This is a genomic window from Nonomuraea antimicrobica (genome assembly GCF_039536965.1).
In the GTDB taxonomy this organism is placed as follows: domain Bacteria; phylum Actinomycetota; class Actinomycetes; order Streptosporangiales; family Streptosporangiaceae; genus Nonomuraea; species Nonomuraea antimicrobica.
In genome coordinates this window covers 37,455-49,087 of the sequence record NZ_BAAAZP010000013.1, presented here as the reverse complement: position 1 = coordinate 49,087, position 11,633 = coordinate 37,455, and the positions used below count along the sequence as shown (strand labels likewise).

Here is an 11,633-nt window from a genome sequence, read left to right as displayed (position 1 = left end):
GGCACACGGTGGCCTCCCCGCCGACCACTGCGATCAGTGGGTGTTCACGGGCAGGACGACGACTTGGAGGAACAGCTACCGAGGCAGTTGAAGCGGTAGCCCTTCCTGCAGCACTGGCCGTTCTCCGGCACGCACGCACCGGCCTCCACCTTCGGCAGCACCAGGCCGACGAGCCGCTCACCCGCACGCTGCGCAAACTGCTTCATTCCAGCTCCTTTCGTGATCAACAACTCGGACGCGGACTAGGAGACCACAACGCCACGGCCACGGCAAGAGTTTTGACCGGAATGTCTTACTGCCTCCCCTGGAGGCGTCAACGGGCCCGTCTTGACCCCGCGGACGGCGCCGCGTGGGTCGGGGCCGGGGACCGGGGGCAGCACCCGCAGCGGCGCCACTCGTCGACGACCGACACGCCTGCCTCGAACTGATCGGAGACCTCGTGGGAAAACGGCGATGAGGCTCGCCGGTCATCGGGTTATGTCGACGGCCGGAGATGCCCTTCGTGATGGAGGTCGTGTGCGATACCGAGGGCCGCTTCCCAATCGAGCGATCAGCCGTTTCAACCCGCGTGTCCTGACATTGCGCTCCGCTTCTCGACGGGCCGCGTCACCGTCACCGTCCATCTGCACGGCCAACTCGCCGTACGCCCATGGAGTGGTGGATGTCCCTCCATGGTCAGAGCGCAACTCGGTCGGGCGGTGACGGCGTCGCACTGGAAACTGCGTCGGGAATAGAAGGTGCGCTGCGCCGCCAGACAGCCCGGGAGGCAGCGGCTTATCGTCGGGCCCGGCAACGTCGAACGGGTGGTTCTCGTCGAGCGCCTTCTGCCACAGGGCTCCGGCGATCTGGCCGGCCACCGGAATGCGCAACAGACATGGCCCCGTTCGCGCAGGTCAGGCAGCACGTCAATAGCTGTCGGGGCTTCGCTGAGCCGTGTTCTCAGTGAATATGAAGCGAGAATGGCCAAGAGACGCCGGCCACCCCATGGATGCCCGCCGGAACCCCAACCTGGCACGGCACCGAGCGACATTCCTCGGCATTTGGAAAGCGACATTCGCGGACAGAGCAGCACTTTGCGCCATAGCTACGACTTGGGGCGTGCTGCTCAATCAACTCGAGCTCGTGAGCGCGTTCAGGAGGCGCGACGATGTTTGTCGAGGAACCGGCGGATGGCGGCGCGGACTTCGAGGTCTTCCGGAGTGGCTCCGCCGAACCCGCCGTGCGGCATGGCTTCGAAGACGTGCAGTTCCGTCTCCGCTTGGGCCGCGAGCAGTTTGCGGTGCATGCGGATGGCATTCGACAGGAAAAGGTCGCGGGTGCCCGCCTGTAGGAAGGTGGGCGGGAATCCGGACACGTCGGCGAACAGCGGCGACAGGTAAGGGTCGGCGAGATCGTGGCCGTTCGCGTACAGCAGGTTGACCTGCATCAGACTGGACAGCCCGCTGTCGATGCCGTCGAGGGTGTGGAAGGTGTCGCCGGATTCGGTGAGGTCGATCTCGGGGGTGGTGAGCACCAGTGCGGCAGGCATCGGCAGCCCCTCGTCCTTGGCGCGCACGATCAAGGCCGCGGCCAGGTTGCCGCCCGCCGATCCGCCGCCGACGAAGATGTCGCCCGGATCGCGTAGTTCCAGCGCCGCGCGGTAGACCGCCAGGCTGTCGTCCAGCGCGGCCGGATAGGGGTGCAGTGGAGGCATCCGGTAGTCGACGGCCCAGGTGAGCATGCCGTTGGTCAGCGCGGTCACGCTGCCCATGAGCCGGCACAGGTCGCCGCCGCCGCTGATGAGCGCGCCGCCGTGCAGGTTGATGTAGATCGGTGTGGTGTCGTCGTCGGCGACGCCGTCGGCGCGCACTACATAGGTGCGGACGCCGGCGATCTGCTGTTCGTCGGCCGTGACGGGCAGGTCGAACCCCTCGACCCGCCGGCGGATGGCCGTGTCCGTGGCCTCTACCAGCTTCAGCCACCCTTCGGTGTCGTCGAGGGCGGGGTAACCGATTGCCGGGGCGGGCGGGAGCGCCAGGTATGCGCGGGCCGCTTCGCTGATGCTCGTGGGGATCGGGCGCGCTGGTCGCAGGGTGTCTGTCATGGGTCTCACCTGCCAACTATTTACGAGACAATCTGTCTCGTAAGAGGTCTCAGTGTACGGGCGTTGTTAGGGTTGTCAACATGTCCGAGCCTCGACGTGGCCGGGTCCGCAGCGAGACCGCCCGCCGGGCCATCTTGGAGGCCACCCGCGACCAACTGGCCGAACACGGCTATGACAAGCTCTCCATGGACCGCGTCGCCGCCGCCGCCGGGGTGGGCAAACAGACCGTCTACCGGTGGTGGCCGTCGAAGAGCGCGGTGGTCGCCGAATGCGTGCTGGCCGGTTACGTCCTGGCCGACATGCGCGTCGTGGCCGACACCGGCGACCTCCGGAGCGACGTCCGCGCCTGGTTGATGGCGTTCGTCGACTTCGTCGACCGCGATCCGGCGGCCGGGGGCCTGGTGCGCGCCCTGGCCTCCGCCGCGGCCGAGAGCGACGCGGTGGCCACCCACCTGTACGACCGCTTCACCGCGACCGCCGAATCGCACCTCGCCGCCCGGCTGGCCGATGCGGAGCGGCGAGGGCAACTTCGCGATGGGATACCGGCCGTCATGGTGGCCGAGATGCTCTTCGGCACGGTGCTCTACCGCTTTCTGGTCCGGCAGGACATCACGCCCGAGTTCGTCGACCGCCTATGTGACGCGATCTTCAACGGAATCGCCGCACCGCGATGACGGTGCGCGCACGGCGGCCTCCGGGGGAGTTCTCCAGAGGAGAGCCCGACACCCTGTGGATGGGGGCCACTGAGCGGAAACGCCACCGGCCTGCGACAACGCCCAGACCGTCGCGCCGGACGGCGTGTGGACGGCGCGGCGATGGGGCCGGCGTGGAGGTCCTAACGTGGAGGTCCTGACATGGCGGGCCGCTCTTGTGGGGCGCTCTGCGGTGAGCGGGCTGTAACGTATCCGCATGTGAGTGATTACACAGTGTCACCGCCGGTCGAGGGGAGGTCCCGGCGCCGGTGGGTCGTGCTGCTGCTCTGCTGGGCTTCGCTCACCATGACCTCCGTCGACCGCTCCACCTGGGGCCCGGCCTCGCTCCAGGCGGGGGCGGAGCTGGGAGTGTCGCTGGCGGGTCTGGGAGCGTTCGCGACCGCGTACTACGTCGGCTATGTGCTGTCCAATCTCGGTGGCGGGCTGCTCGGCGACCGGATCGGAAGCCGGGTCGTCCTGTCGGGATCGCTGTTCACGGCCGGCGGGTTCATGGTGGCGTTCGGGTCCGTGTCGTCGGCCGGCGCGGGGATCGCGGTGCAGGCGCTGATCGGGCTGTGCGCGGGGGCCGACTTCGCGGCGGGCGTCAAGCTCGTCGCCTCCTGGTTCGCCGAGCGGGAACGCGGGCTGGCGATGGGCGTGTTCACCATGGCCTCCTCCCTCGGCACGATGATCGCCAACGCGATCGTGCCCCGGCTGATCCAGGTGTACGACTGGCGTGCCTCGTACCAACTGTTCGGCATCGTGTCGATGGGGCTCGCCCTGCTGTGCCTGGCGCTGCTGCGCGACCGGCGCGGGCCGTCGGAGCGGCCACCGCCGCTGCGCCGTCTCGTACGCGAGCGCGACCTGCTGCTGCTCGGCCTGGCCGGTTTCGGCGGGCTGTGGGGCACGTACGGGTTCGTGACCTGGTCCAACGCCCTCATGGTCAACGGGCACGGAATCGACCCGGTGGCGGCGGGGACCGTGGTCGTGGTGTTCGCGGCGGCGGGTGCGGTGGGCAAGCCGGTCATCGGTCTGGCCACGGACCTGGCCGGAGTCGGCCGCAAACGACCGGCGCTGGCGGTGCTGGTGGCTTTCGCCGGATGCCTGCTCGTGTTCGGCGGCCTGACCTCGGAGTCGGCGTTCCTGGTGATGGCGGCGTTCGCGGGGCTGGGGGCCTACCTGTACACGCCGCTGCTGGTCGCCATGGTGGCGGGGCTGTCGGGAACGGCGCTGGCAGGCTCGGCGGCGGGCGCGATGAACGCGACGGCGCAGTTGGGCAGCGTGGCCGTGCCGGTCGTGGTGGGAGCCGTCTACCAGGCCACCGGGTCTTTCGCCGCCGCCTTCGCCACCCTGGCCGCGGGTCCACTCGCGGGCGCCGTGGCCCTGTCGTTCGTCCGCGAGGCCGCGGCCTCCGCCCGCCCCCGCTCCCCGCAGAGCGCCCGCGTCTGACCATCTCGGCGGCCTGGCCGGGTGGACCGCCGTGGGCCTCCTCGACGGGCTTCAGAGCCCGAGCGCGTCGCGGAGCTGCGCCCGCGAGGAGATGCCCAGCTTCGGGAAGATCCGGTACAGGTGCGTGCTGACCGCTGGCCCGCAAACCGGTCATCATCGGCCACTCCTTCGGCGGCCTGCTCACCCAGATCCTCGCCGGCCCCGCGCGCCGCTGTTCCAGGCGGCGGTGGCCACCTTCAACCCGTGGAGGGGCCCGCTGGCGCGGCTCGGTGACAGTCCGCCTCGGCGTCCGGAGGGGTGGGATCCCGCAGCTCGCCTGCTTGGGTGCGGGCGACGTACTCCGCGTAGGCCTTGACCTTGTATCTGATCACGTCCAAGCATTCGTGAAGCTCATGAATCTGCGCCTCGACCCGCTTTTCGTGATCGTGCAGCAACGCCAGGCGCTCGTGTTCGTTGCCGGGCCCCTGCCGCATCAGCTCGACGTACCGCCGGATCGCCGCCAGCGACATTCCCGAGGAGCGCAGTCTGGCGCAGCTCGCCAGCCACTGGAGGTCTTCCTCGCGGTAGATCCGCTGCCCGCCGGGCGTGCGGCGGATGGGGTTGGCGAACAGCCCCTCCTTCTCGTAGAAGCGCAGCGCGTGGACGCTCAGCCCACTGCGCTTAGACACCTCGCCGATACTCAAATCCACGAGCGACTCCCGTCACACCGCCGCCGACACCGCTTGATCTAGAGCCGACTCTAGCTAATAGCGTTGAAAGGTAATCGATCGAGCGGATGAGGGAAGATCATGGGTGTTTGGTTCGTCACCGGAGCGTCGCGGGGCCTCGGGGCGGAAATCGTGCGCGAAGCACTGTCCCGGGGGCACAGTGTCGTCGCCACGGCTCGGGACGGGAAGGCGGTGCTCGGAGCACACCCGCAGAAGCCCGCCGGGCTGCTGGCCGTGACCGCGGACGTCACCTCTCAGGAGCAACTGCAGGCCGCGGTCGACGCGGGGGTGGCCGAGTTCGGCCGGATCGACGTTGTGGTCAACAACGCCGGGTACGGGCTGGTGGGTGCGGTCGAGGAGGTGTCCGACAAGGCGGCACGCGACCTGTTCGACGTCAACGTCTTCGGCGTGCTGAACACGTTGCGCGCGACGCTGCCCACGCTGCGTGCCCAGCGGTCCGGGCACGTGCTGAACATCAGCTCGGTGGCCGGGTTCGCGACAGCCCCGAGCTCGGGCTTGTACGGCGCGACGAAGTTCGCCCTCGAAGGCATTTCCGAAGCGCTGCACGGCGAACTGGCGCCGCTCGGCGTGCGGGTCACCATCGTCGAGCCGGGCGGCTTCCGCACAGACTTCCTCAACGGCGCGAGCCTTCAGGTCCAGCCCGCGTCCATCGCGGACTATGACGCCGGCGCGGGCCCGACCCGCGCGGCCGTGGCCGCCAACGACGGCCGTCAACCAGGCGACCCGGCGAAGGCCGCCACCGCGATCGTGGACGTCGTGGCGGCCGACCATCCTCCGCTGCGCCTGCAACTCGGGGCGGACGCGGTCGAGCGTGTGACGGCCAAGCTCGATCTCGTCCGCCACGAGCTGGACCGATGGCGGCCCATCGCCCTCTCGACCGGCTTCTGAACGCCCTCTCACCAGGGAAATCGAAGCGTCCCTCGATCGCTTTGCGCGCACGCTCGGCGGCACCGATCGCACCGGACGGCGTGATGTCCGATTCGTACAAGACTGCCACCGTCTAGCGGAATACGTTGACGTGAGTGAACGTATCTCCGAGCCGGATCTTCCGGCCTGGCGAGCACGCATATGACGCCGAGCGGATGGGGCTGAACCGGGCCGTGGAGTCGCGGCCCGCGTTCGTGGTCGGCGCGGCCGGCTCGCGGGACGTGGTGGCCGCCGTACGGATGGCCGCGGCACAGGGCCGGGCCGTCGGCGTGCTGGCCGGCGGCCACAGCCCGTCGGTGGCGGCGGACGGCGCCGTGCAGGGCTTCTCGGGCGCCGTTTCGGCTTCGCCGCGGACCACGTACGGCGGCTGCGGGTGGTCACCGCCGACGGCCGTCTGCGCGAGGTCTCCCCCGGCAGTGACCCCGATCTGTTCTGGGCGGTCCGCGGAGGCAAGGACAACTTCGGCATCGTCGTCGGCATGGAGATCGCGCTGTTCCCGGTCTCCCGGCTCTACGGCGGCGGCCTGTACTTCCCCGCCGACGCCACCGCCGACGTCCTGCACGCCTACGCCGAGTGGAGCCGTGCGCTGCCGCGGGAGATGGCCTCCTCGGTGCTCCTGGCCCGCAACCCGGACCTGCCGATGGTGCCGGCGCCGCTGCGCGGCAGGTTCGTCGCCCACGTACGGATCGCCTTCAGCGGCGCCGAAGGCGGTGCGGAGTTGGTGCGGCCACTTCGGGAGATCGGCCCCGCGGTGATGGACACGCTGCGGGACATGCCCTACGCCGAGGTCGGCACCATTCACCACGAGCCCACCGACGCCCCGTACCAGGCGTATGACCGCAACGTGCTCCTGCGCGAGATCGACAAGGATGCGGTCGACACGCTCCTGACCCACGCCGGCCCGGACGCGCAGCCGCCGTTCATCGCGGAGCTGCGGCATTTCGGCGGCGCCTACGCCCGTCCGCCCGAGATCCCCAACTGCGTCGGCGGCAGGGACGCGGACTTCTCCCTGTTCGTCGGCGCGCCGCCCGCCCTCGAGAGCCGTGAGCGGCGCGACCGCATGCCGGCGGACCTGCGCCCCTGGGGCACCGGCGGCATGAACCTCAACTTCGCCGGTGTGGAGGACATCGACCCGGCCTTGGTCCGCACCGCCTACCAGCCCGGCGACTACCTCCGTCTGACCGAGCTCAAGGCCGTCCACGACCCCGGCAACATGTTCCGGATCAACTTCAACATCCCTCCCGAAGAGGACGCCGGCGCGCGCGTACGGCCTTGACGAGCTGCCGCCGAGGCCAGGAGCAGTTTCGGGCCCGCTGGTCGCACTGGCCTCCAGGACAGTTCCGTTGCTTGCTCTCAGGCCGTCGCGTTCGTACTCGTCGGTCTGCCACACGCGCACACCGGATGATCGGCCGACAGGCGACCGTATGAGACCGGTCCACGCGTGTCAGATCAGGCGATCGTCGATGCTTCCCTGGAACATGGCGAGCAGTCCCTCCTCCAGCCCCAGGGTGTGAAACTCGTTGGCGCCGTACAGAAGACCTTCCTGGACGTTTTCCGCCACGGCGAAGTCCTCCTGGTCGAACACGGTGTCGTTGGTGAACTCGAAACGCTTGGCGAGGCCGTCCTGGCCGTTTTCGTCGGCGAAATCCGGCGCACGGTAAAGCATCTCGTGCGTCCAGATCGTACGGTCCGGGCCCTCCGGGTAGAAAATGTTGATGGAAACATAGTCCGGATGCATGATGAAGAACGTGTTCGGGAAGAGCACATAGTACACGGACGCGTATTCGAGGATGCGCCATGACTCGGGGTCGAGGGTTAACGCGTCCTCGATGTTCGTCCTGGCGGCCACCATTCGGATGTGCGGGCCGTGCTCGAAATGCGACAGCACGCCTTTTCTGAACATCTTCGACAACGTGGTGCGATGCAGGTAGGGCACATGATAGCCCTCAAGATAAGTCTTGATCAGGAGCTTCCAGTTGGCCTCCTTGATCACTTTCGTCTTCCGGTACCGCACGAGTTCGTCGACCCGGAAATCGACCAGATCGTTCAGCATGTTGCCGAGATAGGACTCGAGGTCGATCTCGGCGTCGGCCGTCGGGTAAATCCAGACGAGGCCGCCCGCCTCGACGACCGGGAGTTCTTTCAGCCCGTATTCGCTGCGGTCCAGGTCCGGAAAATTGTACTCACGGGTGACCGACAGCAGCGAGCCGTCCAGGTCGTACGTCCAGTTGTGGAACGGGCACACGAACGCTTTGAGCCGCTTCTCGTCGCCCGACACCAGTCGCGCGCCACGGTGGCGGCACTGGTTGAGAAAGCCGCGCAGCTTTCCCTGCTTGTCACGGACGACGACATAGGGGAACTTGTTCCAGTCGCTGAGCAGGTACGAGCCGGGTTCGCGTACGTTCGAGGCATGGCCGGCCACGATGGGGTGGGTCCGGAAGATCCGCGCCATCTCCCGATCGAGGATCTCCTGGGACGTGTAGTTTTCCACCGGCACCCGGACCGTCTTGCCCAGCATTTCTTTGTTGCGGCCCTGTTCCCGTAGCGCGAACAGTTCTTTCATGAGGTCGATCTGTTCCTGCTGTTTCATCGAATGCTCCCACCGAATCAGTGACAATTCGCTACCGGGTGGTCGGGACAACCCCTGAATGCCGGCATCCGGCGCGCCGTCCAGCAGGTCGCCGGGCACACCCCGCTCGTCGCCCCAGTTGTCGCCACATGGGGTTGGACATGGTCAGACATCCCCTGACACTACCGGCCGGTACGGCACGTAGTGTATGATCTTGCGTGATTGAACCATGGTTCGCCGGTCGCCGTCAATGGATATTCCGCGCGCCGCCCCGCGATCATGTGGCCATTGCTTCGACTCCGATCCGAGACCCGGCCCTCACTCACGGGAGTACGAATGGACCTGCAGGAGTTCGCGCGCGGCGTATTCGATTCGCAGCCGTTCAGCCAGTTCATCGGGGCGCAGCTCACCGAAATAGGCGCCACCAGCGCGGAAATAAGAATTCCCATCGCCGACAACCTGAAGCAGCAGCACGGGTTCGTCCACGGCGGCGTGATAAGTTATGTGGCGGATAATTCCATCACTTTCGCCGGCGGACTGGCGCTCGGCGGAAACGCGCTGACGTCCGAGTTCAAGATCAATTACCTGAAGCCGGCGGTCGGCGACGTGCTTGTCGGCCGGTCCTCCGCGAAGAGCGTCGGAAAGCGGCAGGCGGTCTGTCAGTGCGAGATCTACGTCATCGCCGACGGCCAGGAAAAGCTGTGCGCGATCGCCCAGGGCACCGTGGTTCCCTCCGGATCATGAGACGGGCGGCTCCGCGCCCGCCGAAAAGAGTGCGAGCATTCGTGCAGGACTCCGCCGAGGCCGGTCTCGTGCGGTGACGCACGAGCACTGGAGACCGGTTGCATGCGTGCCGGGTTCCCGGATTGGATCACCGGCATGACGGATTCCCCGCCTCCGGCCTGGACCGACGACCTGTTCCGGTTCGCCACACCGTCCGCGTTCGCCGCGCTCGTGGAGATCGCGTGGCAGGCGAACACACAGGACGAGTACTACGACACCTGCATGATGCAGACCCACTACGACTTCATGTTCGATCTGTGGGCGATCCCCCGGCCACCCCAGGGTTGGGAAGACCAGGAGGGCTCGGAGTTCGTCGACGTGCCGCCCGAGCCTCCGTTCTTCGCCACGCCGGAGTTCGTCCCGTTCGGCTCGTTGGGCGACGGGACCTGTATCGGGTGGGCGGTGCCCGCGCCGGAGCTGGGTGGGGCGGATCACCCGGTCGTCCTGGTCGGCCCGGACGAACCCGGAGCCGTCGTCGTCGGCCAGGACACCAGAGCGGGTCTGGAGTTCATGCTCTCGCGCACTCTCAGGAGATGGCGTGAGCGGCCACCGAGCCGCGACGACCGTGAGCTCCTCGACCGGCTCGTCGCCGAAGTCGGCCTGCGGCCGGACCCGGATCGCGAGCTCGCGACGGACGCGCCGATCCCGTTCGAGGTGCCGGCGGGATGGCGGCACGAGAGCAGCGCCGACGGGATCGGCGTGCTGGCCCCGGACGACGCCTTCACAGATGAGGGAGCCGTCGTCGCGGACGTTCCGTGGGGAAAGCCGTGGGCGCTGGAGCCGGTGCTCGACGATGCCTCCCAACTGCTCGACGCGGGCTATCCGGCGACCGCCCTGCTGGGTCTGAGAGACACGTTCCACACGTCGTATCCGTACTTCAGCGAACTGCGGCCGTTGTGGGCCCGCGCCTATCGGGATCTCGGCCGGCCGCAGCTCGCCGAGGACCTCGACCTGATGACGCCGGTGTACGAGCGGGTGAGGTGACGCGGGCCGGTGCGCCGGACGGCTGCGAAGCCGCTACTCCCCCTTGGGCACCTGGTCTTTGACCTCGTCGTAGCCGATCTTGGTGGGTGCCTCGGTCGGCGAGTAGATCACGCGGATCACGCCCGTCGGAAACACCTCCGTCGCCACCACCTTCAGGTGGTACGGCGCATCGCCGTCATCGAACAGCCTGCGGCCCTTGCGCGCCGCCACTGGATGCACGAGCAGGCGCAGCTCATCGACCAGCCCCGCGGCGAGCAGTTGCTGCACCACGGAGATCGAGCCGGGGATCAGGATGCCTTTGATGCCGGCATCGGCCTTGAGCGTGGCAACGGCTCCGAGGAGGTCGCCCTTGATCAGCTCGGAGTTGCGCCAGGAGAACTCCAACGGCTGGCGCGAGACGACCACCTTGCGCACGTCACCGAGTTGCTTGGCGAACGATGCGTCGTCCCCGCCCGCCGCCTCGCGGTCGGGCCACGCTCCGGCGAAGCTGTCGTAGGTCTCGCGGCCGATGAGCAGCACGTCGGAGGTGTCGTAGTCCTCGCTGACGGCGCGGCCCATGTTCTCGTCGAAGTACGGGAAGTGCCAATCGGGGTCGATCTCGGCCACGCCGTCGGCCGAGATGAACAGAGTGGAGATGACCTTTGCCATCGCGATGATCCCTTCGAGTTCGGGTGGTGTCGGTAGGTGGACTGGCGAAGCATCCAAAACTCGTCGCCCGGCTACGGATCCGTCTCAGACGGCGATCCCGGCCACGCTCGGCGGCGGCGCTCAGCGGCGGGAACGGCTCAGGATCGGGTTCAGGATCGGGTTCAGGATCAGGCGAATTTCCGCGCGACACTCTCCAGTCGGCTGCGGTAGCTCTCCCACCAGCCCTGGTCGCCCGGCGGCATGTTGTCGTTGCCGTCGCGCAGCCCAGCGGCTCCGTCGATGAGTTCCCGGACGATGTCGGCATGGCCGGCGTGCCGCTGGGTCTCCGCGGTCATGTGTACGAGGATGCGGTGCAGGGTGACCTCGCTCCGGTCCGCCTCCCACCACGGAACGCGGCCGATCGCGTCCAGCGGCAGCGCGTCGATCGTGGCATCCGAGTGCGCCCAGACACGGTGGTACAGCCCGATGATCTGCTCCCGCGACTCCTCGGCGGTCACCCACATGTCGGCGTTCGGTTCGGCGTCGTCGTCGAACCACGGCAGCGGCTCGCCGAACGGCCGCCCGAACGTCTCACCGAAGTATCCCGCCTCAACGCTGGCCACGTGCTTGACCAGCCCCAACAGGTTGGTGCCGGTCGGCACCAACGGGCGGCGGACGTCGTACTCCGACAGCCCCTCCAGCTTCCACAGCAGTGCCTCCCGAGCAGCCTGCAGGTAGCGACGGAGGTCGGCCTTCGGATCGGATTCGGTCATGTGGGAGATCATCGCATC

The 11,633-nt window shown here is 67.9% G+C and carries 12 protein-coding genes; 6 read left to right on the top strand and 6 right to left on the bottom strand.

What is annotated here, in order from left to right:
• Positions 1-44: 44 nt before the first annotated feature.
• The gene (locus ABD844_RS04810; RefSeq protein WP_344873349.1) at positions 45-206 is read right to left on the bottom strand and encodes a hypothetical protein; all 162 of its coding nucleotides are present in this window, start codon (positions 204-206) and stop codon (positions 45-47) included.
• Positions 207-1,132: 926 nt separating this feature from the next.
• Positions 1,133-2,083 (bottom strand): alpha/beta hydrolase, encoded by a 951-nt coding sequence (locus tag ABD844_RS04805; RefSeq protein ID WP_344873348.1) that lies wholly within the window; start codon positions 2,081-2,083, stop codon positions 1,133-1,135.
• Between the two features lie 80 nt (positions 2,084-2,163).
• Between ABD844_RS04805 and ABD844_RS04800 the strand changes: the two genes are divergently transcribed.
• Together ABD844_RS04800 and ABD844_RS04795 are read left to right on the top strand one after the other, a co-directional pair.
• A complete protein-coding gene (locus ABD844_RS04800; protein WP_344873347.1) occupies positions 2,164-2,757 on the top strand; it encodes a TetR/AcrR family transcriptional regulator in 594 nt (197 codons plus the stop codon).
• A gap of 237 nt (positions 2,758-2,994) precedes the next feature.
• The gene (locus ABD844_RS04795; protein ID WP_344873346.1) at positions 2,995-4,224 is read left to right on the top strand and encodes an MFS transporter; all 1,230 of its coding nucleotides are present in this window, start codon (positions 2,995-2,997) and stop codon (positions 4,222-4,224) included.
• Positions 4,225-4,460: 236 nt separating this feature from the next.
• On the opposite strand, the gene ABD844_RS04790 is transcribed toward ABD844_RS04795, so the two are convergent.
• Entirely contained in the window at positions 4,461-4,892 is a 432-nt protein-coding gene (locus tag ABD844_RS04790; protein WP_344873344.1) for a MerR family transcriptional regulator, read from the bottom strand.
• Between the two features lie 120 nt (positions 4,893-5,012).
• Here ABD844_RS04790 and ABD844_RS04785 point away from each other — a divergent pair, with 120 nt between their 5' ends.
• Positions 5,013-5,840, top strand: a complete 828-nt coding sequence (locus ABD844_RS04785; protein WP_344873342.1) for an oxidoreductase — start codon at positions 5,013-5,015, stop codon at positions 5,838-5,840.
• Positions 5,841-6,252: 412 nt separating this feature from the next.
• Positions 6,253-7,155: an FAD-binding oxidoreductase gene (locus ABD844_RS04780; RefSeq protein WP_344873340.1), complete on the top strand. Its 903-nt coding sequence runs from the start codon at positions 6,253-6,255 to the stop codon at positions 7,153-7,155.
• A 168-nt stretch (positions 7,156-7,323) separates the two neighbouring features.
• Here the strand turns inward: ABD844_RS04780 and ABD844_RS04775 are convergent, their stop codons facing one another.
• Positions 7,324-8,568, bottom strand: a complete 1,245-nt coding sequence (locus ABD844_RS04775) for an aromatic ring-hydroxylating oxygenase subunit alpha (protein WP_344873339.1) — start codon at positions 8,566-8,568, stop codon at positions 7,324-7,326.
• Positions 8,569-8,784: 216 nt separating this feature from the next.
• On the opposite strand from ABD844_RS04775, the gene ABD844_RS04770 reads away from it, so the two are divergent.
• A complete protein-coding gene (locus tag ABD844_RS04770; RefSeq protein ID WP_344873338.1) occupies positions 8,785-9,192 on the top strand; it encodes a PaaI family thioesterase in 408 nt (135 codons plus the stop codon).
• Positions 9,193-9,327: 135 nt separating this feature from the next.
• Positions 9,328-10,215: a hypothetical protein gene (locus tag ABD844_RS04765; RefSeq protein ID WP_344873336.1), complete on the top strand. Its 888-nt coding sequence runs from the start codon at positions 9,328-9,330 to the stop codon at positions 10,213-10,215.
• Between the two features lie 33 nt (positions 10,216-10,248).
• Here ABD844_RS04765 and ABD844_RS04760 read toward each other — a convergent pair whose 3' ends face one another.
• The gene (locus ABD844_RS04760; RefSeq protein ID WP_344873334.1) at positions 10,249-10,863 is read right to left on the bottom strand and encodes a dihydrofolate reductase family protein; all 615 of its coding nucleotides are present in this window, start codon (positions 10,861-10,863) and stop codon (positions 10,249-10,251) included.
• Between the two features lie 167 nt (positions 10,864-11,030).
• Positions 11,031-11,615 (bottom strand): DinB family protein, encoded by a 585-nt coding sequence (locus ABD844_RS04755; protein WP_344873333.1) that lies wholly within the window; start codon positions 11,613-11,615, stop codon positions 11,031-11,033.
• Positions 11,616-11,633: the final 18 nt, after the last annotated feature.